Source organism: Arcticibacter sp., from assembly GCF_045629565.1.
Classification (GTDB): domain Bacteria; phylum Bacteroidota; class Bacteroidia; order Sphingobacteriales; family Sphingobacteriaceae; genus Arcticibacter.
Genome location: NZ_JAZQRL010000117.1, coordinates 1 through 25,841 on the forward strand (window position 1 = coordinate 1; position 25,841 = coordinate 25,841).

The 25,841-nt window shown below is 46.5% G+C and carries 14 protein-coding genes and 1 pseudogene; 8 read left to right on the plus strand and 7 right to left on the minus strand.

The genetic code is table 11. The features are described from left to right. Positions 1–281 (plus strand): annotated as a pseudogene (locus ACKI5J_RS16175) (hypothetical protein); the annotation flags it as partial. Between the two features lie 45 nt (positions 282–326). Beyond that, entirely contained in the window at positions 327–851 is a 525-nt protein-coding gene (locus tag ACKI5J_RS16180) for a hypothetical protein (protein ID WP_407430526.1), read from the plus strand. Between the two features lie 78 nt (positions 852–929). Here the strand turns inward: ACKI5J_RS16180 and gdhA are convergent, their stop codons facing one another. Together gdhA and ACKI5J_RS16190 are read right to left on the minus strand one after the other, a co-directional pair. Next, positions 930–2,270: an NADP-specific glutamate dehydrogenase gene (gene gdhA, locus ACKI5J_RS16185; protein ID WP_407430527.1), complete on the minus strand. Its 1,341-nt coding sequence runs from the start codon at positions 2,268–2,270 to the stop codon at positions 930–932. Between the two features lie 196 nt (positions 2,271–2,466). Further along, positions 2,467–3,519 carry an LLM class flavin-dependent oxidoreductase gene (locus ACKI5J_RS16190; protein WP_407430528.1) on the minus strand — a complete coding sequence of 351 codons (1,053 nt, stop codon included), beginning with the start codon at positions 3,517–3,519 and terminating at the stop codon, positions 2,467–2,469. Between the two features lie 335 nt (positions 3,520–3,854). Here ACKI5J_RS16190 and ACKI5J_RS16195 point away from each other — a divergent pair, with 335 nt between their 5' ends. From ACKI5J_RS16195 to ACKI5J_RS16220, 6 genes are all read left to right on the plus strand, one after another. Beyond that, positions 3,855–7,016 (plus strand): SusC/RagA family TonB-linked outer membrane protein, encoded by a 3,162-nt coding sequence (locus tag ACKI5J_RS16195; protein ID WP_407430529.1) that lies wholly within the window; start codon positions 3,855–3,857, stop codon positions 7,014–7,016. 16 nt (positions 7,017–7,032) lie between these two features. After that, positions 7,033–8,568 carry a RagB/SusD family nutrient uptake outer membrane protein gene (locus tag ACKI5J_RS16200; RefSeq protein WP_407430530.1) on the plus strand — a complete coding sequence of 512 codons (1,536 nt, stop codon included), beginning with the start codon at positions 7,033–7,035 and terminating at the stop codon, positions 8,566–8,568. Between the two features lie 63 nt (positions 8,569–8,631). Continuing rightward, positions 8,632–9,726, plus strand: coding sequence for a family 43 glycosylhydrolase (locus tag ACKI5J_RS16205; RefSeq protein ID WP_407430531.1), 1,095 nt, complete (start codon positions 8,632–8,634; stop codon positions 9,724–9,726). 8 nt (positions 9,727–9,734) lie between these two features. Continuing rightward, positions 9,735–10,781 (plus strand): family 43 glycosylhydrolase, encoded by a 1,047-nt coding sequence (locus tag ACKI5J_RS16210; RefSeq protein ID WP_407430532.1) that lies wholly within the window; start codon positions 9,735–9,737, stop codon positions 10,779–10,781. A 15-nt stretch (positions 10,782–10,796) separates the two neighbouring features. Further along, entirely contained in the window at positions 10,797–11,879 is a 1,083-nt protein-coding gene (locus tag ACKI5J_RS16215) for a glycoside hydrolase family 2 TIM barrel-domain containing protein (protein WP_407430533.1), read from the plus strand. A 29-nt stretch (positions 11,880–11,908) separates the two neighbouring features. Next, a complete protein-coding gene (locus ACKI5J_RS16220; protein WP_407430534.1) occupies positions 11,909–15,958 on the plus strand; it encodes a two-component regulator propeller domain-containing protein in 4,050 nt (1,349 codons plus the stop codon). A 15-nt stretch (positions 15,959–15,973) separates the two neighbouring features. Here ACKI5J_RS16220 and ACKI5J_RS16225 read toward each other — a convergent pair whose 3' ends face one another. From ACKI5J_RS16225 to ACKI5J_RS16245, 5 genes are all read right to left on the minus strand, one after another. Then, the gene (locus tag ACKI5J_RS16225) at positions 15,974–16,723 is read right to left on the minus strand and encodes a LytR/AlgR family response regulator transcription factor (RefSeq protein ID WP_407430535.1); all 750 of its coding nucleotides are present in this window, start codon (positions 16,721–16,723) and stop codon (positions 15,974–15,976) included. A gap of 79 nt (positions 16,724–16,802) precedes the next feature. After that, positions 16,803–18,128 carry a RagB/SusD family nutrient uptake outer membrane protein gene (locus ACKI5J_RS16230; protein ID WP_407430536.1) on the minus strand — a complete coding sequence of 442 codons (1,326 nt, stop codon included), beginning with the start codon at positions 18,126–18,128 and terminating at the stop codon, positions 16,803–16,805. A gap of 10 nt (positions 18,129–18,138) precedes the next feature. Beyond that, complete coding sequence (locus tag ACKI5J_RS16235) at positions 18,139–21,498, minus strand: SusC/RagA family TonB-linked outer membrane protein (protein WP_407430537.1); 3,360 nt, start codon at positions 21,496–21,498, stop codon at positions 18,139–18,141. Positions 21,499–21,514: 16 nt separating this feature from the next. Further along, positions 21,515–24,133 carry a zinc-dependent metalloprotease gene (locus ACKI5J_RS16240; RefSeq protein ID WP_407430538.1) on the minus strand — a complete coding sequence of 873 codons (2,619 nt, stop codon included), beginning with the start codon at positions 24,131–24,133 and terminating at the stop codon, positions 21,515–21,517. Between the two features lie 79 nt (positions 24,134–24,212). Further along, positions 24,213–25,835 carry a sensor histidine kinase gene (locus tag ACKI5J_RS16245; protein ID WP_407430539.1) on the minus strand — a complete coding sequence of 541 codons (1,623 nt, stop codon included), beginning with the start codon at positions 25,833–25,835 and terminating at the stop codon, positions 24,213–24,215. Positions 25,836–25,841: the final 6 nt, after the last annotated feature.

Below are 25,841 nucleotides of genomic sequence, written 5' to 3' on the forward strand. Positions count from 1 at the left end.
GTCTTTCCAGCACCACGGCGGCGGTGATCCGCCAGGCTTTCGAGCCGGCCTATGTGCACCGCGACGGGGCGGCGGCGGCCCGCTGCACCCAGGCGGTGTACCGCAGCATCCGGGGCAGCCTGACAGGCAGCGTGGGCCATCGAGACCTGCACGATGCGGACCTGGAGAGCATCATCGGGATGGACTTCCATATCCACAGCCGGATCAGCGAGGTCCTGCAGGTCAGCCAGCGGGTGGAGCGGGACCAGGAGGGCCGGATCAGTGTTTTCATGGGGGCCTAGAACGCCAAAACGGACCTTCGGGTACCGCCAGGCATCAGCAAGGCCGTGAGCAAGTACCGCATCCGGTATAGCCTGATCGGCTTCAACTTCCGCAAGGAGTACTTCGAATACCTGGAAGTCAGGGATGTGGAGCTGCGCAAATACGGACAGCTGGAGGCGCAGGAGATCCGCTTCGACGCCCAGGCTGAAGCAGACCAGCTCCTGATGCTGAGCGTATCACTGCTGGCTTACAGCGAAACGCGGATGGAGGAAGGCTATGTACTGCTGAACAGCAAGGCATTCAGTCCCTGCGGGATTATCGCTGCTTTCGCGGCTGAAGAAGCGGGAGCGTACCCTTCGGGGCCGGTGAACATGGAACTTAACGAAGAACAGCAAACACGGGCAGCGTCCTTTAGTATAATGTGTTATGAAGGCAACAGGCTGCTGAGGGACTGGAAACAACGGAAAGAGACAGCACCAACGGCAACAACAAAAACGCAGGCAAAGACTACCAGGAAGCGAACAGCAGACAAGGGCGGCCAGGCCGGGTTCCCGATAGGGAAGCGCGTATCGTTTTCTTCTAAACCGTAGATTATTTCCTTTTACAAAAGAAGGGGCTATACCTTCATCAGATACAGCCCCAATAACGTTTATGTTAAGTATTTGAAGTTATACCACTCCCTGGGCAATCATAGCATCAGCAACTTTAACAAAGCCAGCAATGTTTGCGCCTTTCTCGTAATTGATATAATCTTTGTCTACACGGCCGTATTTCACACATACATGGTGGATCTGCTCGATGATGAGCTTTAGTTTGCTGTCAATCTTTTCGCGGCTCCATGAGTAACGCAAGGAGTTTTGCGACATTTCTAATCCTGAAACAGCAACACCGCCCGCGTTCGCAGCCTTTCCTGGAGCGTACAAGATCCTCGCTTGTTCGAACACGTGGATAGCCTCCGGAGTAGACGGCATATTGGCGCCCTCTGCTACACAGAAGCAGCCATTATCTACCAAAGTTTGAGCATCTACACCATCAAGTTCATTTTGCGTAGCATTAGGGAATGCTACATCACATTTTACATTCCATGGTTTCTGACCTTCAAAAAACTCGCATCCGTACTTAAGGGCATATTCTCTGATCCGGCCTCTTCTCGTATTTTTCAACTCCATGATGTATGCAAGTTTTGCCTTATCAATACCTGCCGGATCGTAGATGTATCCTTCTGAGTCAGACATGGTCAGCACCGTGGCACCTACTTCAATACATTTCTCAGCAGTATATTGTGCTACGTTTCCTGATCCTGAGATGATAACGGTCTTTCCTTCCATCGAGTCGCCTCTGGTATGGAGCATCTGCTGCGCAAAGTAAACAACACCGTAACCTGTTGCTTCCGGGCGGATGAGACTGCCACCCCATTCATGTCCCTTACCGGTCAATACACCGGTGAATTCGCCCTTTATACGCTTGTACTGGCCAAACATGAAACCAATTTCACGTGCACCTACACCTATATCACCTGCGGGAACATCAATATCCGGACCAACATGGCGGTATAGCTCGGTCATGAAGCTTTGGCAAAACTTCATCACTTCGTTGTCTGACTTATCTCGAGGATTGAAATCGGATCCTCCTTTTCCGCCTCCCATAGGAAGACCTGTAAGGCTATTTTTGAATACCTGCTCGAAGGCGAGGAACTTCAATACGCCCAGGTTCACCGATGGGTGGAAACGAAGTCCTCCTTTATAGGGTCCAATAGCGCTGTTCATCTGGACTCTGAATCCGCGATTTATTTCCACTTCACCCTGATCATTAAGCCAGGGTACGCGGAAGATGATCGCTCTTTCCGGTTCTGCTATTCGTTCAAGAATTTTGTGTTTTTTGTATTTTGGATGTTCCTCAGCAAATGGAATTATCGATTCCGCCACTTCGAATACCGACTGCAAAAACTCGGGTTCGTTAGCGTTTCGTAATTCGATTTTCTTCATAAATTCTTGAATCAATACATCCATACGTTATTAAAGTGTTTGAGGTGATTATTAAATAAAAAGTTTTTAAAGGAGGGGAAACGGACAGGTCTGTAATCCCGGGAAGCAAAGGTAAATGATTATTTTTTTTTCTAAGGGCCTGAATTGTATCAAATAAGCGGGAAAAGCGCCAAAAAATTGTCAGTTCTCTAATGATGCAGGATTGGAATCAATAACTCCATCATTTTTCCCGTCCACCATTTGCGGAAATTGCCTTTCTGACTGCCGGTGCTACCTGCGTGCCGAAAAGTTCAATTGACTTCATTGTCATCCTATGTGGAACGTTGCCTACACTTGCCTGTGCAAGAAAGCGGGTGTTTCCGAATAGTTCATGCTCATATAATATCTTATCGATAACCTGCTGTACGCTTCCGACCATTAGAGCACCCTCAGCAGATCTGGAATAGTCGAACTGCTGCCGTGACAGAGGAGGCCATCCACGGTCACGGCCGACCCTGTTCATCATTGCCGCATAATATGGATAGAAGCTATCCCCGGCTTTCTGAGAGTCCTCTCCAATGTACACATGATTGTTTATTCCTATCTGAAGCTTACTGATGTCCCTTCCCATTTTGATTGCGGTATCCCGGTAAAGTTTGACAAAGGGCACGAACTGCTCTGGTCGCCCGCCGATAATGGCAAGCATCAGCGGCATGCCAAGTGTGGCAGCACGTACAGCAGATGCTGGTGTTCCTCCTGCAGCAAGCCATATGGGAAGAGCCTCTTGTTTGGCCCTTGGGTATACACCGAGATTATTGATAGACGTTCGATGCCTTCCTTCCCAGGATACCGTTTCACTTGCGTTGATCTTTAACAGTAACTCGAGCTTTTCGGTAAAGAGATCATTGTAATCGTTCAGGTCATAGCCGAATAAAGGAAAGGACTCAATGAATGATCCCCTGCCTGCCATAATTTCTGCCCTGCCGTCAGACAAAAGGTCAAGGGTCGCAAAGTCCTGATACACCCGTACCGGATCATCTGAACTCAGGACGGTTACGGCGCTCGCCAGCCTGATGTTTTTGGTGACCGCAGCGGCAGCAGCAAGCACTACCGCCGGTGCTGATACTGCATAATCCGGTCGGTGATGTTCTCCTATGCCGAATACGTCTAAGCCCAATTCATCTGCCAGCCTAATTTCTTCCAGTAAATCTTTTATTCGCTGGTGTGCGTTTACTGAGCCTCCTGACAGCTTCTCAGGTTGCATATCCGCGAACGTAATTAAGCCTAGTTCCATGTTGTCCTTTGATTTGCTGATACCCTGCGTGTCTGGTACCGATGGTGAAATTGCTAAGAAAAATCTGGACCAGCAAAACTTCATTGCAATAGTTTGTTGGCGATCGCGATTGGTTAAGTGCCTGCTACACGGCCACCGGTCTTATCAATTCGCTTTTTTTCCATATCACAGGTTGGCAGATATTTACGAACAATGACCTATAAACCACAGTCTGAGCGCTTTCATTAGCTATACGAATCAATTTTTACAGCTTAATATCCAAATGTTATAATCGTTGAAATGCGCTTTCTATAAACTTGTATAGCGTAATGCCTAAGAAGAACTAACCAAAGCTTATGAAACACAAAAACTTACTATCAGACCTGATGACCCAAGTTCTGAGCGTGTATAGGATACCGCTTCTTTCGGTCTTTTTTATCTTTTATTATGGACTTGTGAATGCGTCTTCGCATTTAGAAGCCAATCAAGCCGACATCGTTGTGAGAGGAACAGTCAAAGCCGATGACGGTGAATCACTTCCCGGAGTCAGCATAGCTGTTAAAGGTACGGGTGTAGGAGCTGTAACGGATGTTAACGGTAATTTTTCATTAACCGTTGCGGAGGACGCGGTTCTCGTGTTTTCCTATATTGGCTTTTCTACACAGGAAGTCAACGTAGGAGGAAGAACCCAGATAAGCGTTACGCTTGTTCCTGCATCTAATTCACTTGATGAAGTTGTCGTGATCGGGTACCAGTCTGTAAGACGCCGCGATCTTACCGGTGCTACCGGCGTTGTGAATACAGAGAATACGGAGCGTGTGGTAAGCAGATCCATGCCTGAAGCCTTGCAGGGTATGTCGGCAGGGGTTTCCGTGAGAAACGGTGGAGCACCCGGACAGGAGGCTGTGGTCAATATACGCGGCTTGGGAACGTTTGGTACTTCAAGTCCGCTCTATGTAATAGACGGGATGTTTGCGGATCCTAACACAACGGTTAATCCAAACGATATCGAGTCAATTCAAATCTTAAAGGACGCTTCTGCTGCAGCTATCTACGGATCGAGAGCGGCGAATGGGGTTGTGCTTATCACGACTAAAAAAGGGAGAGAGGGAGCGCCAAAGATTTCCGTTACGTCCCGGTACAGCATCTCTCAGATTCCTAAGAAGTACGACATGATGTCAGCGGCGGAGTATGTGGAAACAAACAGACTAGCCTATGCAAACTCCAATATCGCGCCGCAGCCTGGTATTGCCAATTATGACGGATCTGTAAATACCAACTGGTCGGATGAGTTGTTGCGTACCGGCTCCGTTCAGGATTATAACGCAAGTATATCTGGGGGAAGCAACACGTCTAGTTATCTTGTATCCGCCGGATATTTTAAAGATGAAGGAACTCTCATTGCGCGGGGATTCGACCGGGCATCTTTACGGGTGAACACTGAATCGACAAAGGGCCGTTTTAAATTCGGAGAGAACCTGGCTATATCCACTTCAACGCTTAAAAACCCTGTTCAGGAAGGGTTCGCTGTAGGCAACCCCTGGTATGATATGTGGACGGCTGTGCCGGCTATCCCTGTCAGGAACAGTTCTTTGATCAGCACGAGCAACCCGGGAGGTTGGGGATACGGATCCAACGAGTTTATTAACGACTTCTCGAGGAATCATGTAGCAATCGCCGACATTACTTCCGTCAGGTCTAACTTTGTTAAGATTCTGGGGAATGCGTTTCTCGACTTCAGGATCATGGACGGCTTGAATTACAAGTTTAACGCAGGTGTAGAGAGCAGCTTTGATAAGTCCAAGACCGTAAGACGGGAGGGTTCCTGGTACCAGAACCAGTCGCCTGACCTTAGCCAGCTTACCGACAACCGCTCACAATATCTGAGCTACCTGTTTGAGCATACACTGAACTATAACTTCAAATTTGACAAGCATAGCCTGAACGGGGTTATCGGATATACAGAACAGACCACCCAGCGCGACAATACACTTGGTTCAGGTGTCCGCCTCGCCCAGTTTGGCGGAAATTATTATACAACCCTGTCATCAACCAGCGGTAATCCGGGTGACAGGTTTTCCTCAGGAACCTTATATAAAGCATTGCTGACTTCCTATCTCGGACGACTGAATTATACATATAACGATCGTTATCTGGCATCATTGACGTTCAGGACGGATAAAGACTCACGGTTTTCTCCAAAGTACCGCACCGGAACCTTTCCGTCTGTAGCGCTTGCGTGGAGGCTGTCGGAGGAAGAGTTCTTTGATGTAGATTGGGTCTCAGATCTGAAAATCCGCGGCTCGTGGGGCGTTCTCGGTGTGAATACGCTTAGCGAATACCAGTTTACGCCGTTTCTGAACCAGGCGCCAAGCGTTGTGTTTGGACCTGACCAACAGGTTTTCCCCGGAGCAACACAAGCCAGGTTAGTCTTCGAGGAATTGCGCTGGGAAGAGAAAGAAACAACCAACTTAGGGCTTGATGCGGCGCTCTTCGGCAACCGTCTGAATATCGCAATTGACGCGTTCAGGTCTGAGTCCAGAGATGTGCTTACGGGGCAGCCCCTGCCATACTACCTTGGAAATCTGCAGGGAGATCCGATCGTAAACATCGGCTCGATCGAGAATAAGGGTTTGGAACTTGAAGTGGGTTACCGGCCGAAGCCCGGCAACCAGGCTTTTAAGTGGGATCTGTCTGCTAATGTCAGCGTGATCAGAAATAAAGTGCTGGGCTTCGGAAACCTGGGGATCGATCCGGATACGGGGGCTCCGCGAGAATATATTACCTCCGGAAACACGCGTACAGAAGTGGGTCGCTCCATCGGCGAATACTATGTGCTGAAAACGGATGGTCTTTTCCAGAGTCAGGAGGAGATTGCGGCGCATAGGGCGCAACAAGCGTATGCGCAACCGGGAGACGTCAGGTATGTGAACCTGGTAGACGATGGTACAAACGATGATATTAACGATTTCGACAGACAATATGCCGGTAGTCCATGGCCTAAGTTTACAACAGGTCTTATCTTCAACTCAGCATATAAGAACTTTAATTTTTCTATGCAGTGGTATGGCGCTTTCGGTCATAAACTCTATAATGACGTCAGGAGAGAACTCGACAGTTATGGAAACTCGAATTACAGGCGTGACATTAATCCGTGGACTCCAACTAATACGAATACGGACTTTCCACGCCTCGGTTATCAGTTTGCGGCCGGTGTCCAGAACCGGGGAATTAATGAAAACGCCAGGGCCAACTCAGACCGCTGGATAGAAGACGGATCATTTCTGCGCCTGAGAAATGTGGAAATCGGATACAATATTCCGGAAAGACTGTTGGGAAGATCAGGCTTAAGTAATGCCAGAATATATGTAAACGGCCAGAACCTGGTCACTTTCACTAAATACACTGGGCTGGATCCTGACGTGGTCGGTGCTAATACAACCCTTGAACCGGGTGTGGATAACGGAAACTATCCATCATCGAGAATTATTTCTTTCGGACTAAGTGTAGGTTTTTAATTTAAACGCAGATCACATGAAACACATTATAATCACATTTTCGATACTACTTGTGCTTAGCGCAGGTTGTAAGCGGGACTTTGACGCCGCAAATCCTAATGCACCAACTATAGAGAGCTTCTGGAAGAGTTCAGACGACGCTGTAAAAGGAATTAATGCGGCTTATGGAACGTTCTATCGCACACCAGCTCTTTATTCAAGATGGATCTATTATCATGGAATTTTGAAGTCAGATGAAGGCTTTGGTTCAGGGGGAGATGGCGGACTGAATAATTTGATGAGGTTTAATCAGACGAACTACAACGAAGGTTTGACAGCCCTCACCTGGGAAACCTTATTTGTTGGTGTTTTCAGAGCAAATCAGGTTATCGCAAACGTTCCGGGAATACAAATGGATGAGACCCTCAAGAGGCGCATAATTGCTGAAGCAAAGTTCCTCAGAGCATTGTTCTATTTCAACCTGACGCTATACTACGGAAGGCCACCGCTTCAATTAACGCCTTCCCAGACGACAGATAAGCCTGCAAATGCCACCACTCAGGAAGCATACGCCCAGGTGGCTCAAGATCTCAATGAGGCTATTCCCGATCTTCCGGAGCGGTATACCGGTACAGACCTCGGGAGGGCCACCAGAGGTGCTGCTTATGCACTTCTTGGAAAGACTCATTTGCAGCAGCGAAATTATCAATTGGCGCTGGATGCTTTCAGCTGGCTGGTAACCGGTCCGGGCAGACAGCTATATGCACTCACTGCCGATTATCGTGATAATTTCATTGTTACTAAAGAAAATAACAGTGAATCGGTATTCGAGATCCAGTTCAATGAGAATCAAGCAGAAAACACAGACGACGATGTAGATGAGTCAAGGGTAAACAATACAGGTACTTCTATCGCACAGTTCTTTGGTCCGCCGGCAGTAGGATTCAATGATGGTGCAGCCCGTCGGTGGTTGATTGACGAGTTCCTTCAGGAATCTACTACTACCGGTGCACGCGATCCAAGGCTTGCTGCCTCGTTTATATTCAACAATATGGATCCCCGGGGACCCGAATTTTCTATGGTTTACGGACAAACGTTCGCTTCCCGATATGGCAACGGACCAAATGCCAATGGGGTTTGGTTCAGAAAGCTGTTGAACGATCATTGGAAGAACGAGGAAGGATTTCGCTCCCCAAACAATTATCGGATCATTAGGTACGCGGATGTATTACTCATGTATGCAGAATGTCTGAACGGACTCAGCCGTACTGAGGAAGCCTATCCATATGTTGATGAAGTTCGTGTGAGGGCAGGATTGCCGACGCTGACTTCGGCAAGGCCGGGACTCAACCAGGAGCAGTTTTTGAACCAGCTGAAACACGAGCGGATTGTGGAGCTTGCTGGTGAAGGATGGCGGTGGGCTGACCTGCTGCGCTGGGGAGATCTAAGTCCTGCCCTGGCAAATCGGGATCCTGAATTTGAAGGTTTCATTCCAGGCAAAAATGAATATTATCCTATTCCACAACGAGATATAGATTTAAATCCGAATCTGACACAAAATTCAGGCTTTTAGAAAATAGAACGGGGAAGGACGGTTTTTTTAAATCGCCTTCCCCGGATTTGAACATAGATCATTATGAATATTATCCAAAAAAAAGAAAGACAGCACCTCAACAGGATCTTTATCAGATACCTGTTTCTCTGGTTGGCCGTCTCGAGTATTACCTGCAAAGGTTCGGGTGATACCGATACAGAAGTTGTCGTTCCGCCCTCTGCCGTCGGGACATTCGCCAATCCGGTTATGTCAGGGGCAGACCCATCGGTATACCAGCGAAACGGCACCTATTTTTACCTGCAGACAACCGGTAACGACATCAGACTCTGGAAGACGGAAGCGATGTCAAGTTTGGCTACGGCTACTTCAAAGGTCGTTTACACACCTGTGGCCAATGCTCCTAACTCGAAAAATGTCTGGGCTCCCGAGCTGTTCTTTCTTGACAACAAGTGGTATATTTATTTTACTGCAGGAGATGGGACAGATTTGAGTCAGCGCACATGGGTTCTGGAGAATGAAAGCGCCGACCCTACTACCGGTACCTGGGTAGAAAAAGGCAAGATCTATAATGCAAATGCTGATTTCTGGGCGATAGACGCAACGGTGATGGAATATAACGGCAACCGGTATCTGATTTGGTGCGGCAGACCTGATAAAACCAACGCAGATCTTACTCAAATGATTTATATTTCACAAATGAGCAATCCCTGGACGCTGGAGGGACCGGTTAGCGTACTTAGTCAGCCGACTCTCGGATGGGAACGAAACGGATTTCCGGTTAACGAGGCACCGCAAATTTTAAGAAATGAACAAGGAAATTATTATCTGATCTATTCGGCAAGTTATTGTGGTACTGATGACTATGCTTTGGGTCTGCTGACGCTGAAGCCGGGAAGCGATCCCATGAGTACTTCCAGTTGGGAGAAACGTGGCAGCCCTGTTTTTACTTCCAAACCCAGCAGTAATGCCTACGGTCCTGGTCATAATTCCTTTTTTAAATCTCCTGATGGGAAAGAAACCTGGCTAATTTACCATGCTAACTCCAATAGGGGAGAGGGCTGCGGCGGGAAAAGGAATATCCGGATGCAAAAAATGACATTTCAGCCTGATGGGTCGCCAAACTTCGGTGAGCCTGTGGCTGCGGGTTTAAAAATAACGGTGCCTTCGGGCGAATAATGAATACAATGAGAAGAAAACTAACTTTATTAATCTGGACACTCAGTTTTGTTTGGGGGGTCTCCTTCGGACAGACATTTACTAATCCTTTGCTTCCTTCGGGCGCCGATCCATGGAGCATACACAAGGATGGCTTCTATTACTATACACATACCATTCAGGACAGCATCGTCATCTGGAAAACGGATAACCTGGCGAAGCTAAAGGATGCGGAGAAGAAAACAATTTTTGTTCCTCCTCCGGGAACGCTATATTCTAAACAACTCTGGGCGCCGGAAATTCATTTTATCGATGGCCGGTGGTATGTCTATTTCGCAGCTGACGACGGGAACAATAATAATCACCGGATGTATGTGCTGGAGAATGCATCCGACGATCCGATGAACAGCAACTGGGTGCTGAAAGGAAAGATTGGTGACCGCACGAACAAATGGGCGATTGACGGCTCGGTATTTAAACATAAGAATAAGCTGTATATGGTTTGGGCAGGATGGGAAGGGGACGTAAACCATACTCAGGAAATCTATATCGCTAAGATGAGGAACCCCTGGACCATAAAAGGCAAGCGGGTAAAGATATCCAGTCCTTTATACGAGTGGGAGAAGCATGGCGATCTTAACGATGCGGCGAACCCGCCGCACGTGAATGTTAATGAGGGGCCTCAGATACTCCGGAATCCGAATGGTAAAACGTTTCTTATCTATTCAGCAAGTGGATGCTGGACTGATTTTTATGCGCTCGGTATGCTTACCCTGGAAGGCAAAAGCCTGATGAGAGCCTCCTCCTGGAGAAAAAAACCGGAACCTGTTTTTAAGCAATCGCCTGAAAATAAGGTTTATGCTCCGGGACACAATTCATTCTTTAAGTCGCCCGACGGGACCGAGGACTGGATTTTGTATCATGCGAATTCTGAACCCGGGCAGGGTTGTGGCAGACACCGTTCTCCTCGAGCTCAGAAGTTCGGTTGGCATGCAGATGGTACGCCAGATTTCGGTAAGCCGGTAAAGGAAGGCGAGGTTTTAAGAAGTCCGTCATCAGAAAACTCGATTAGATAACTTAACATTTAACAAATGAAATTACTCAGATACAAATTATTCCTCGTTCTTTTTATTCTTTCTGCAGGAACTGCAAATGCCCAGAACAGTAAAGCGAAAGCAAGCCCGGGCAAAGTCTGGAGTGTTGAAAAGGCGAACCAGTGGTATGCACAACATCAATGGATTTCGGGAGCAAATTTCTTGCCCAGTACAGCCATCAACCAGTTGGAAATGTGGCAGGAAGAGACATTTGATCCAGCAACTATCGACCGCGAGTTAGGATGGGCAGAAAAGATCGGTTTCAACACTATGCGTGTTTACCTGCATAGTATTGCCTGGCAGCAGGATCAGAAAGGCTTCAAGGAGCGGATGAACCGCTACCTGGAAATTGCTAACCAACACAAGATCAAGACTATTTTTGTTTTCTTCGACGACTGCTGGAATAAGCAGGGTTTCAAAGGCAAACAGCCCGAACCTAAACCGGGAGTGCATAATTCAGGCTGGGTGCAAGATCCCGGCGATCCGGCTTCAAAGGATCCCCAGAATTTTCCGGCCCTGGAGAAGTACGTAAAAGATGTGATGACACACTTCGCTAAAGATCAGCGAATACTGCTATGGGACCTCTATAATGAACCGGGTAATTCGGGGAAGCTCACGACGTCTCTTCCGCTACTCAAGAGTGTATTTGGCTGGGCCAGAGATGTCAATCCGACGCAGCCATTGAGCGTAGGATTATGGGCATGGGAATACGAGGAGTTGAATGCGTTTCAAGCGCTGAATTCAGATATCATTACTTACCATAACTATGAGGATCCGGCATGGCATCAGCGTGTCGTGGACCTGTTAAAATCTCATGGCCGTCCGATGATCTGCACCGAATATATGGCAAGAACCCGTAATAGCCGGTTTGCCAATATCATGCCCATGTTAAAGAAAGAAAACATAGGGGCGGTAAACTGGGGCTTCGTAGCTGGCAAATCTAATACTATATATGCCTGGGATACACCACTACCCGATGGTTCACAGCCTCTTGAATGGTTTCATGATATTTTTAATCCAGATGGTACGCCTTATAGGAATGATGAAATAGAGATTATCCGTAAATTGAACCAGGAATAATTTCTTATATTAAATGATAAATCCGAACCATGATCACATTTCCTAACAGGGCTTCGGCCCTGTTCCTGCTTTGTTACCTGGCCTTTGCCGGTGGATTGAACGCGCAGAAAATCCATTTCAGGAATTACACTGTGGCAGATGGGCTATGTTCAAACACCATCTGGGACATAGAGCAGGACGAGCAGGGATATATGTGGTTCGGAACCAAGTACGGTTTAAACCGTTTTGACGGATATGAATTCAAATCTTATCAGCACCATAAAGATGATCCATCCTCCATTGGCAACAATTTTATTCGTAAGATATTTAAGTATGACCGCAAGACTTTCTGGATAGGAACAGACGGAGGAGTCTACCTATTTAATCTGGAAAGTCAGAAGTTTAAGCTCTTTGAACCTCTGGGCAAGATTTTTATTAATGATATAACGCGGGTTAAGAATGGCGATATCTGGATTGCCACCAAAGAGAAGGGCGCATACCGTTATCAGTACAAGACGGGAAGATTGCAGCATTACGGCTCATTTGAGGATTCGGCGTTTCGGCTTTCATCGAATGAAGTTTCAAAGATAGTGGAGGATGATGATGGTAACATCTGGTTGGGCACGTATGGAAAGGGTATAGATGTTTTAAGAAGCGGGTCATCGCGGATAGACAGGTACAGGGCGGATGGGAAGAAAGGAAGCCTTTCCCATGACGCTGTTATTGATCTTTATAAAGACCTGGAGGGAAGAATCTGGGTGGGAACCATGTCGGGCGGACTTAATCTCTTCAACAGCAGCTCGAACTCTTTTACGGTTTTTAAGCGGACGGCGGGGAACTCAATCAGTGATAATCTGGTAAGGGGAATTTTTCAGCCGAAGCCGGGTGTGCTGTATATCGCAACCGAAAAGGGCCTTAATGTATTGGATATCTCCACGAAGAAATTCACGGCATATCAGCATCGGAGTAACGACCCGTACAGTATCAGTGACGATGCGGTATACACCGTTTTCAAGGACAATAAAAACGGTATTTGGTCAGGTACTTTTTTTGGGGGTGTGAATTACCACAATGAGGACCTGCCTGCATTTGAGTATTATTATTCGTCAGGCGGGCAGAATTCCTTGTCGGGAAACGCGGTAAGTGCTTTTTTAGAGAGCGGCAAGGACAATTTCTGGATCGGCACCGAAGACGGAGGCCTGAGCTACTTTGACTCTGCCAGTAAAACATTCCACAAATATCCTTTCCGGGCCAACCAGGATACATTGTCTTATCACAACATCCATGCACTGTATGAAGACCGGAACAACAATGTTTGGATCGGCATGTACACTGGCGGCCTGAATATCTATAACCCACGTACCGGCAAGATCAGGCGGTATACCAACGATCCTGCAGACCCCTCATCTTTGAGCGACAATAGTGTTTACTCGATTGATGAAGACGGTAAAGGGCGTATCTGGGTATCGACCATCTCAGGCCTCAATGTATATGACCCGGAAAAGGATAAATTTTTAAGGATCAGAGGCGGTAACCTCGATAAAATGTGCATATACCAGGTCTGTCAGGATTCGGAACAAAACCTGCTCTGGATTGCTACGTACGATAATGGTCTTCTCAGCCTCGATCCTGATACGAAGATCATTCAAAGGTATTCGTATTCTGAAAAGCCGGGTTCCATTAGCAGCAATAAGGTGATTACTCTTTTTGATGATAGAAAAGGCAATCTTTGGGTAGGTACTGATGGAGGAGGCTTGAACCTCTTTGATAAGAAAACGAAGACGTTTAAGGTGTACGGTGATGACTACGGGATCAAAAGCGCGGTGATCTTCGGAATCGTGGAAGATGACAAAGGCAAGCTTTGGTTGTCCACCAATAGCGGAATCTATGAGTTCGACCCGAAGACAAAGAAAGAGCGGAATTTTGGGAGGTGGGATAACCTGCAAAGCCAGCAGTATAATTATAAGTCGTACTATAAAAGTTCTTCAGGCAAACTCTACTTTGGAGGTATAAAGGGTTTCAACGCTTTCTATCCGGATAGTATCAGAAGAAGTAATGACGCGGCGGTAATTACATTTACTAATTTTCAATTATTCAACAAAGATGTTGATGTTCAAGAAGATAACAGTCCTCTTGAACAAGCGATCAACTTTACTAAACACATAACCCTGAGGTACGACCAGTCGGTAATCAGCTTCGAGTATGCTGCATTGTATTATCAAGCACCTGAAAAAGCGCGGTACGCTTATAAAATGGAGGGCTTCGATAAGGACTGGAACCTGGTGGGTCAGCAGCGCAAGGCTACGTATACCAATCTGCCTCCGGGGGACTATGTATTTAAGGTGGCAGAGATGGAAGGTGGGGCAATAAGCGAAAGGTCGGTTAGCAGTATCCAGGTGACCATTAAGCCGCCCTTTTATAAGACGACTTTAGCGTACATCATCTATGCTGTTCTGCTGATTGCCGCAATTTTGACCGTAAGAAGATACAGCATTCTCCGGTCGAGAAAAAATAACGAAAGAAAACTGGAGCGCTTGAAGGCGAAAAGCGAGCAGGATTTCTACAAGCAGAAGATTGAGTTCTTTACTGCTATGGCTCATGAAATCAGGACGCCACTGTCGCTGATCATTGCGCCATTGGAACGTTTGATGAGCGCGCGGGAGAAAGATCCGGATACTGCCGGTCAGCTCAAAATTATGGAAGAAAATTCTGACCGGCTCCTGAATTTGGTTAATCAATTACTCGACTTTCGCAGAATTGAAAGTGATATCTATGAGATTCATGTCGAAAAAATGGAGCTGGTGTCTTTTGTAGGCGCACTTCATAAGCGTTTTAGCTCCATACCCTACAAGAATACGGTCAGCTTTGTATTGAAGAGTGATTTACGAAAGCTGGAGCTTTACGCAGATCCGGAGGCGCTGACAAAGATATTGAGCAACCTCTTGATTAACGCATTTAAGTTTACCAGGAGCCGGGTCGAAATTCGTGTTCATGAGGTGGATAACAGCGGCGAAGGTGATGCGTTTGTAGCTATAAGTGTTGAGGATGATGGTATAGGTATTCCGCAGAATCAATTAAATAACATCTTTACGAAGTTTTTTAAAGTGTCATCCGATAATCACCACTATAGTAACCTGGGCGGAGCCGGGATAGGGCTTGCCCTGGCGAAATCGCTTACGGAGAAACATGGTGGTGAGCTGTTGGTTGAAAGTGATTCGGGCATTCGCACCATTTTTACCGTCAGGATTCCATTAGTATTAAAGCAGAAAGACGTTGCAGACTTGTTTGCCGACGCAGACGCTGAAGAGACCCCTCCGAATGATCAACCTTCCGTACTGGTCGTGGAAGATGATAAAGCACTTCGATCATTTATCTATGAAAGTTTGTTAAATGAGGGTTATCAGGCAATTAAGGCGAAAAATGGTGTGGAGGGTTTGGAGCAGCTGAGGAAGCATACGCCTGATATTGTTATTTCAGATGTGATGATGCCGGAGATGGATGGCTTTGAGCTTTGCAGAACCATAAAAACAGATATTAATTACAGTCATATTCCGGTAATTCTCCTTACGGCGAAGACGAATGCTGAGGCAGAAATTGAGGGGCTTGAGAACGGAGCCGATGCTTACATCTCCAAGCCTTTTAAGTGGAAACAGGTGTCGCTCATTACCAAAAACCTGCTTGATCTCCAGCTGAGCTTAAGGCAGAAATTCGCCCAGCAACCCTTCGAAGGAGCGGAAACGTTTATTTCGGAGAGCAGGGACAAAAAGTTTATGTCTAATCTGATCAGTTCTATAGAGACTCATCTTTCAGATACGCAATTTTCTGTTGAAGAACTTGGCAAGGAACTTGGTCTGAGCCGATCGAGCCTGTACAAAAAAGTGAAGTCGCTTACCGGATATGTTCCTAATGAATTTATCCGGTTGATCCGCTTGAAACATGCTGCAAAGCTGCTGTCAATGCAGGAATACACGATATCAGAAGTGGGGTATATGGCGGGTTTTAACTCGCATTCTTACTTTTCGAAGTGTTTCTACCAGCAGTTTAAGGAAACGCCGAGCGAGTTTGCGGAGAAGAACAAAAAGAGGATTGAAGCGAGTTGATTGACAAGGTAGCGCTTATTGATTCAACCAGTCTTTGAATGACTCAGAGCGTTCCTCACTCACCACTACTTCCACATCTTCGGGCTTTGGTGATAGTATGATGCGGATGCGGTTCCGGGATAGTTTGTACATTTCTTTTATCGCGGAAATATGAATGATGAACTTACGATTGATACGGTAAAAATCTTTACCATTCAGTTGAGGTTCTAAATTGCTGATAGTATCCTCAATGATATATTTCTTTTCATCGTGAGTTATCAGGAAAAGGTACTTGTCATCTGCCATGAAATAAGCCACTTCATCGGTAGGAACGGTCTTGATCAGCCGGCCTACTTTGACCATGAAGCGGTTTCGGAAGCCTGCAGGTAGCGGATTCATTCTCGTGCCAGGATGCCTGAGGGTTTCTTGCTTCGGCCTCAGACCTTCAAGCTTGGTGAGAGCGGCGCGTACATCTTCTTCATCAAATGGTTTGAGCAGATAATCGATGCCTTGCTTTTTAAAAGCTTTGAGTGTGTATTGGTCGTAAGCGGTGGTATAGATCACGGGACTATTGATCGGGACCTGTTCAAAGATGGCAAAGCTTTCGCCATCGCCAAGGTGTATATCCATGAAGATCAGATCGGGACGTTGTTGTTGCAGCCAATTAACTGCAGATTCGACTGTGCCGAGAATAGCGAGTACTTTTAGTGCAGGGTTGATGAGCCCCAGCATTGTTGCGAGAGTATTAGCAGCAAGTTCCTCATCTTCAATAATCAATACCGTCATGCCAGATTTGTAATCTGTAAATTTAAAAAAAAATCCCCGTTCGGTTGGCCGGACGGGGATTTTGATGTGGGTACTTCTATTACTGAAGGTTCGGGTTCCTTGCAACAGCAGAGCGCGGAAATCTAAGTGTGTATCTTGGATCGTTGTGCTGCAGGGTGAAGGTTTCGCCTTCGACTTCATGCGTTAGAGCTGGTTGTCCATATCGGCGCAGGTCATACCAGCGATGGCCTTCAAGAGCCAATTCTCTTTCTCTTTCAGCAATGATCTCATCCATTAAATTCTGGGGAGATAAGCTACGAATCCTGGTCTCCTCAGTGTTATAGTAATCAGGCTTCAGACGCTTTGATTTTAGGGTCAGAAGGCTCTCCCGAGCGAGGTCTGTATTGCCTAACTGAAGTGCTGCTTCTGCTCTTATAAGATAAAGCTCACCATTTCGGAAGGAGATCTTCAGCTCATCAGATTGCCCTTTGGCTGACTTGTAGGTGCCGCTGGAAAAGCTGAAGTACTTAGGTAAACGAAGGTCGTTTTCTTTGTTATACGCGCCGATGAGATGGTCAGAAATATAGGTTGACGTTGACAGGATAACATTAAATGTTTTTTCCATTGACATGATATTCTCAACAGACATGTAATGATTAGGTAGCAACGAGCCAGCTATATTGAGGTCTTCGAGTTGGTTATTCATTTGAAGGCCTTTTTCGGATGCTGCCAAGGCTGCGTTCCAGTCGCCCTTGAACTCGTTTACTCTTGCCTCTAATGCCAGTGCAGCGCGGGTAGTGAAACGATAGTTCTTTCCGGTAGGGAAATTTTCAACATTAAGGTGTTTCTTTCCATCCTCAATATCAGTCAGGACCTGGGCGTATACTTCTTCGATAGTTGCAGGGACATAGTTTTCCTCCAAGTCCATCTGTAACGATATGGGAACGCCCCGATCGGTTCCCGCTGTATTTTTATTGTAGGTTTGGGCATACATATTCAGCAGTTCAAAATGGCAGTAAGCTCTTAATAAGTAGGCTTCACCTTTCATCTGTGCGGTTTCTTCATTTACCCCGACCCGGTTCTCTACCTGGGCAATAACCTCGTTGGCATAGAAGATGGTTGTATACAGACGCTGGTAAGGGAATTCTATGGTTACTGCGTCGGGGTTGTTATCATTCCATTTATAGATATCGCGAAGACTCGAGTAGTCGTAGCTATACTCATCAAGTAAGATCTCGTCTGTTCTTATGGCTAATAAAGATTTGTGATCAGAGAAGTTCTTGTAGGCTGTTGACAAGAGAGCTCTGAAGTCTTCGCTTGTGGTGGGTATAACCCGGCCCGTAGGCTCGATGTCAAGATATTTATCGCAGCTGCTGAAGGCAATCATAGACAGCAGGAGCATGTATATAGAAAATTGTTTCTTCATTATTTTGTCGTTAGAATGATGCGTTTAAGCCGAATGAAATGGTTTTTGAAATGGGCTGCGTGTAAATGTTACCGTAGGTCTCTGGATCGAAATAGCCCTTATAGTCGCTTCCGAAGACGAACAGATTTCTGCCTTCTATATTGAAGCGCAAAGTGTTAGCTTTTACTTTTCTGGAAACCGCGGCAGGCAATGTGTAACCCAATCTGATGCTGTTGATCCGAACATAGCTGATCTTTCTGGCAAATATGTCGAGGTTGTTATAAGAAGAAATCTGGTCGCCGTTGTTTAGCCAGTTATATGCCATCCAGCGTTCTCCATCACCTGCATAGCTTCCGATAATTTGTGGTAAAGTAGCACCGGTGTTTTGAGGCGTCCAGGCGTTCAGAATATTTCTGGAGTAATTTTGGCCGCGGTCAACGAGTGCGGGGTTGTAAGGCGCTTCTCCTTGTACCATTCGATCAAGATTAAATATTGCAGACACGGAAAGATCAAAATTGGCATACCTGAAACGGTTGATCAGACCGCCAACATATTTCGGGTCCCGGTCTCCCGCATAGCTGAACAGACCTTGGTATTCTGTAGCAGTTAGCGCGCTTTGGCTAAGTAGGCCCGGGAAGAAATCTGCGTATGGGTCATACAGTTTATAGAATGCCTCTAAAGAAACCACATCTCCATTTTTTTGAACAAATTGCGGTATGCCGTTTGCGTCTAAGCCGGCAGTTTTGATAACAAATAATGCATTTACCGGATAGCCTTCACGAGACGGCGTATATTGGTTATCCCTAACCTTCTCACGAAGTACTTTACTCTTATTATGAGCTATGTTTAAATCCGTTGACCAGCTAAACTTGTTGGAGCTTATATTTCTTGTTGAAATAGAAAGCTCAAGGCCTTTATTGTTGACACGTGCAAAATTTGACTGCGTGAATTCAAATCCTGTTTCAAGTGGCAGCGCTTCTGTACCGATAAGGTCTTTACTGTTTCGGTTATAATAATCGAGGGTAAACTGAATAGCATGATTAAATACTCCCAGATCAAGACCTGCATTGAATGTGCTTGTTTTCTCCCACCGTAGCTTGTCATTGGGAGGGCTGGTGACATTAATGTTGGTTTCGTTACCCCCCGGTAGAATCGAGCCTTTGTCGTAATTTCCTACAACAAAAGGAGAGGTGTTCTTGTCAATATTGCCTTGCAGGCCGTATGAGCTACGTACTCTCAAATTCGATAGCCATGACACGTTCCTGAAGAATGCTTCTTCTTTGGCATTCCATGCTCCGGAAACCGAGTATATAGGGAGGTACCTGTATTTAGGGTCTACTCCGAAAAGGTCTGATCCATCATATCTTATGCTTCCGTAAAGCGTATACCGACGATCATATGTGTAAGATAAAGTTCCGAAAAAGGATGCGAATGCGTTCTCGTTTTCCAGCTTTTGATACGTGCGGTATTTTGCGTTGTCGGCAAGGTCGGCACTCGGAAACACGATGTTCTGGTTAGTCAAGGTCCTTTCATCGTATCCGAAACCTTTCGTCAAGATGTCGCTGTTGTTGTTCCGTCTTAATTCCGTTCCGGCGAGCGCTTCAATCTCATGCTTCTCAGCAATTACTTTTGAGTACTCCAGCATCGTTTTCCAGTTGTACTGAAAGAATGACGTTTGCTGATTCTGGATGATTCCGCCTTCAGGCAGGAAATATTGATACTGTTTTGATGCTGAGTTATAGTATCTGGTGTCTTCTCTGTATTTTCGGCCAAAGTATGAATGTGGAGACCCAAATTTTTCGATGGCGGTTTCCTCCATCTGGATACCCAGTTCTGATCTGAGCTTCAAATCTTTGTACACTTTGTAGTTAAGGTCTACAAGCCCTTTTATGCTTTTATTATCGAGAGCATATTTCGTGTTCTCCCTTTCTTCAAGCATGTTGAACGGGATGTAAACGTCCCCTGTCAGGTTGCTTGTTCCGAAAATATCAAGATCGTATTCGTAAGCCCCTGCCGCATTTCTGACCGGCTGATAGGGGTTCACATTGCGTGAGTATTTTGCCGGATTAGTAAATGCAGCGGTTTCGGTCAGGTAGCTTTTCCTGTTTGACTGAGATCCGAATATTGCTGCCCCTAAAGTTAGTTTGTCAGACAGCTTGTAGTCTGTTCTGAGAGTAACATTATACCGTTCAAGCCCCGTTCCTTTTGTAGCGCCTTTTTCATTGTAATAGCCCGAAGAAAGAAAATAGGTTGCCTGGTCATTACCACCTGAAAAGCTCAATCCGTACTGCTGGTTTACAGATGTTTGATAGAGCTCGTTGCCCCAGTTTGTATGGTTATTCCGAAGGTCATTGATAGCCTGCTGTGTTGCAGTACTAAGCGCTCCGAATCCATTACTCTGATAGTTTTGCAGCTCATTGCTTTGGTTAAGAATACGGGCAACAGATCCCTGATTTAGTCTGTAATCAAGGTCTGTGCGCCCTGCTAAACCAAGTTCGAAATCAACTTTCTCATTGGAATTCATCAGGTTCAGTTTGCTGAGGTCCGGACGATCGGTAATGAAGGTGTTGGCGTTAAAACTGACGGCTACAGGTCCTTGTTTTCCTCTCTTGGTAGTGACGACGATAACCCCATTAGCCGCTCTGGCACCATATATCGCTGTAGCTGCAGCATCCTTCAATATCGTAATGTCCGCTATGTCATCGGGGTTTAAACCAGCAATAGGTAAATTGCGCAATTCGTCAATGTTATCCTTATCATACACGTTCGGGAGATTGGTCCCTTCAAGAGGAATACCATCCAACACCCATAGAGGGTCCTGACTGCCATTCAAGGAAACCGTTCCGCGGATTCGAATCTTAGGAGCCGCAGAAGGTCCGCCGTTTAGAGTAGTAACGGCAACACCTGCAACCTGACCTTCGAGCATCTGGTCAATACCGGAGACACCCACCTGGCGGATCTTTTCGAAATCGACTACTGCTATCGCTGTCGTATTTTTTCTCTTTGATATGCTGGTATAGCCGTTGACAGTCACTTCCTGCAGGTTGTTGTCATTGCTGCTCAGAACCACCCTGACGCTGGTCTTATTCTTTATGCTGACAAGAACGGAGTTGAATCCCAGAAAGCTTACCCGCAAATGGGTGGTGCCTTCAGGTACCTGGAGGGTGAACTCGCCCTTTACATTGGTTGTCGTTCCGATGGCAGAATTCTGAATAACTCCCGGAGTGCCGGTCTCCTGGCCGATACTTGATTTGTCGACGTATACGGAGGCGCCTGGCAGCGGCAGCCCTTCGGCGTCTAGTACTACACCGCTTACGGTGCTTCGGCTCTGACTGTAGCCGGCATGCGAAAAGCTCAGTAAAAGGAGCAATATGAGTAAAAATCTATTCATTATGTGTGATTGATGATTAAAGTTTCTGATTTAACTGGAGGTTCTGGCGAATACGGAGGATGAGATCCTGATAGTGATTCGCTGTTGCCTCATGGGAGGATCTGCTGTTCTTCTCCAGGATGGATAGTACCCGCAGAAGTTCTCCGCGCTTTGCTGTTGATACAGCGGATGTGCGGGTCATGGAGCTTACATAGATATTGCGCAGACTGTTCGTTTCGACTCCCAGATTGCAGGTATGGGGCAGGTGTGACAGTTCTGGTGACTGCAGGCCTTTTTTCGTTACTTTTTCCAGCATCTTATCTGTGCTTACGAGAAGTGCGTCAATATAGTTCTGTTGTAATGTTCTTTCTGCAATGCTCAGCGCGTTTCCCTTTGTGGTTGGTCTGAAAATCTCCGTCCTGAGCTCTTTGAATAATTCGGAAGTGGTATAGACGTTTTTCTCACCTTTCATTACCTCCATTTCAAGCATCCGCAGCAGGCGTTCATTGCTCAACAGGCTGTAGATCAAACTGTATTGGTATTCGCGCTGCATATTGTAAGGGCCATATTCGAAAGGGCCAAGCGGTGTATCTTTGACAGGAAAGGTTTTCTTGAGGAGCTCGGCATTAAAAAGCCATGCAGGCATCCGCAGGACTTCTTCTTTGACATAATTAACCGCGCTGCGTTGCTTGTCCTTTGGTACAGGGGTATAAGCGTCTTTACCGTCGCCCTTGACCGGATTTTCCAGATAGTAGCCTCCCACATTGGCGATGACATGTTCGGCATAGGTCTGCCACTGATACAATGCCGCCATGTAGAGCTTGCCCGTTTGATAAAAGTCTTCATCGTCTGAAGCCGACCAGTCCATCAGCTGAGGGATTGCTCTTTTGAGGTTAGCCAGGCCATAGCGGCTTGCCTTAACTGCATCATCGCCGAGATCTTCTGACTGGGAGCGCGGATCAACGACATTCAGCGTAGACTGCTGTTCGCCGAAATGATAGAGTGGATCATGCTGATGTTTGCGGATCCAGTCGCGCAGAATGGGTAGCTCTTCCCGAGGGTCTTTGACATCCAGCCAGCGATACGCCCAGGCAATAGCATACTTATCATAAACGCCAATCTGCGGTGTAATATTTGTTACATTGTCTTCTGGTTGGGCAACATAGTTGAAGCGGGCGTAATCCATGATGGATGAGGCAGTTCCTCCCATACGGTTGGTGAAACTGGCGGATCTTAGCGAGTCTACCGGAAAAGCAGCTGAAGCGCTCATGTTGTGTTTCAAGCCCAGGGTATGTCCGATCTCATGTGAGGAAGCAAACCGGATTGCATTTCCCATGTGATCATCCGAAAGTTTGTTGCCTCTTGCGCCGGTGTCAATAATGCCGGTCTGAATACGCATCCAGTACTGAAGCGAGGTCATCACGTTGTGCCACCAGATCACATCTGCCTCCAATATTTCTCCTGTGCGGGGATCCACGACGGAGGGGCCCATCGCATTTGATTTCGGTGATGCAGCATAGGTGATCTCCGAATAGCGTATGTCATCTCCGTCATAGTCGGTCGTGTCTGTAACCTCTCTTGCCTGGATAGCGTTTTTGAAGCCGGCCTGCTCGAAAGCTTTCTGCCAGTCGGTTACACCGGCCTTGATATAACTTCTCCACACGGGTGGGGTAGAGGGATCAATATAGTAGATGATCGGCCGGGCAGGTTCAACGAGTTCTCCGCGGAGGTAACGCTGCCTGTCTTCAGGCTTAGGTTCCATACGCCAGCGGGTCACCAGCTCTCTTTTCTCCATTTTGTGCTGGGTGTCGGAGAAGTACCATCGGGGAACACTGAAAAACCCGACTCTCTTATCTGCAAAACGGGGCTGTAGGGGCTTTTCTGGTAGCAATACCAGATTGGTCGTTACGGTAACGCTCACCGGAATACTACTTTGACCTTCTGTAACCCTGGTGCTGAGAAGTGCGCGTACCACTATGTTTTCAGGAAAGGTTTTGATGCGTTCGATCCCTGACAATGATGCCTTTGCAGATGTACCCAATCCAATGTCTGTAAATACATCGTTAAAGCTCTTTTCCGTACCATCGAATACCCGGTTTGTCTTGATCACCACTGCGCTCGAATCCGAAGAGTACGCTTCAATTTTAAACGATTCTATAACCGAGCCGGTAAAGTTATCGCGGACAGAACGGGTTATCGCGTCTTCCTCAGCTGATTCGACTTGTGGGACGATAGTATTTACCCAAATAGTGTTGGCAAGGGTGTTCCTGGAAAAGCGTATGACTTTGTTGTCAAAGTTCATTCCCTTGTTTACTCCTGATTCATTGAGGGCCAGTGGTACGGTGGATATCTTGTTAACGACCAAAAAGTCCTTATTCATCAGCGAAAGCGGAATTTCAAAATAGTAATCGGTGTCGATTTGGTGAACCTTGAATAACCCCTTTGAGGTTATAGCTTTTTTAAGTAATTCCTTGTAGTTTTTCAGACCCTTGTTTGCGGTGCTGTCTGCATCGCTTTTCTTTACGGTGTCGGTCGCGGCCTTGGTGCTTTTTATCCTGGGTGTCTTTTTTGGATTTTGTGTGAATCCCGGCGTATTAAACGAGCATAAAAGGAGGGTTATTAGTACAGTCTTGAGGACGTTCGTAATCAGAATCATACTCCAAAATCATGCTTAATATGCAGTTATTAAAACTACCTGGCGTGAAACCGTTGATTCGCGGAGTGAAAGTGCAGATTTAAGGAGCGAGGGTATTTTGGAGTTTAACCAGCGGCAGGAAGCATACGAACTTATCACCTTCTATTCCGTATTTAAAACCAGACACTTTGAAAAAAGTGAATGTCTTTTCGAGGTACTTAAGTCCGTGTTTGCCAGAGGTCTTTTGGTCCTGGCGAAGCTGAAGGTTATTGGTGACTATTATTCCCTCATGGTTGCTTTTAATGTCGATCTGAAGGGGGGCGGATTTTGAAACGACATTATGTTTTACAGCATTTTCGATGAGCGTCTGAATACTCATAAATGGCAACAACGTGTTCGTGTGGTCTTTATGAATGTCTATGCTGAGAGGAGCGAGTGCCGCTCCGAAGCGGATCTGTAGCAGGAAGAAGTATTCGTTTGCAAATCTCATCTCTTGAGATACTTCTGCGAGTCCGCTTTCAGGAGGGTCCAGTACGTAACGATAGACTCTCGAAAGCTTTACTACGAAAGACTTCGCCAATTCAGGTTGCTCTTCAATTAGACCGTTCAGCGAGGTGAGGGAGTTAAATAGAAAGTGTGGGTCTACTTTTTCTTTGAGCTTGTCGAGCTGAAGCAGAGCGTTTTCCGTCTTTTGTTTTTCTGTGGTTAAGAGCAGCGCTTGTTTTTCCAGTGTGAGACGTTGTTTGCTCATTTCTGCTTCCTGTCTTAACATGAATTCTTGCTGCCACTTGGCTTGCGAAATGCCGACAAAAAAGAGAATGATCAGCGCACTGGTAACGAAAATGATCAGTATGTATCGTTCAATTGCCTGAGTGTCCTCAACAACCAGAAAAAGTGGTGTGTCTACAATCATTGTCCAGTTCATGGATCCGACGCGGAATGGGGTATAGTATCGGATCACAGGAAGTTGCAGAAAGCTCGAGTAGTTCGCTTCGTAGCTGCTCACACTGTCAGCAAGCATGGTTTGCCCGCTAAATTTCATAAGGGAATCAGGAAGTTTGGTGCCAACGAGTGTTTCTTCAGGATTGCTGATGTAGTAGCCTCGGTTATCTACGATTGTTGCAATTGCCCTGCCTTCTCCATTTACGGTCCATAGATGTTGCTGAAGTTCGGACAGCTGGATGTCAATTCCAAAAAAGAGCGTTACCGTGCCTTGAATCGGATGCATGGACGCCTCTACCCAATGCAAAGCATCGGCTACTTGGATCAGGTCGCCTTTGTTGCGGGTAGTATCGCTGCTTCTGATGCATTCAAGGATCCAGTTCTCCAGACGCGGGTCTGCGGCCTTTGTCTCTCCAGTCGTTTTGTCTATCCAACGAATCAATGTGTCCTGCTTCCTGACTATTGCGTACCAGCCGTTACTCACCTTTGGGCCCCCCGTGAGAAGCTTGCTTAAGCCAGGCAGAGCGTGTTCAAGATCGGCGTCGGTTTTGATCTGGGCGACAAGTTCTTTGGCCGTCTGATGACCCTCCAGAATGTTATTAAATTCATCCCGGAGAACGAGGGACTGAAGCTTGAATATTTGTGTTGCAAAGTCTGTGCTGATCCTTTCGGTTCGCGAGGTGAATTTATCTTTAAGCACTAATGCTATACCTGTAAAGATCAGAAGCAGTAATAAGCTTATCCCAATAAAATATTTCGAGCTGTAAATGCCAGACTTCATCCGGCA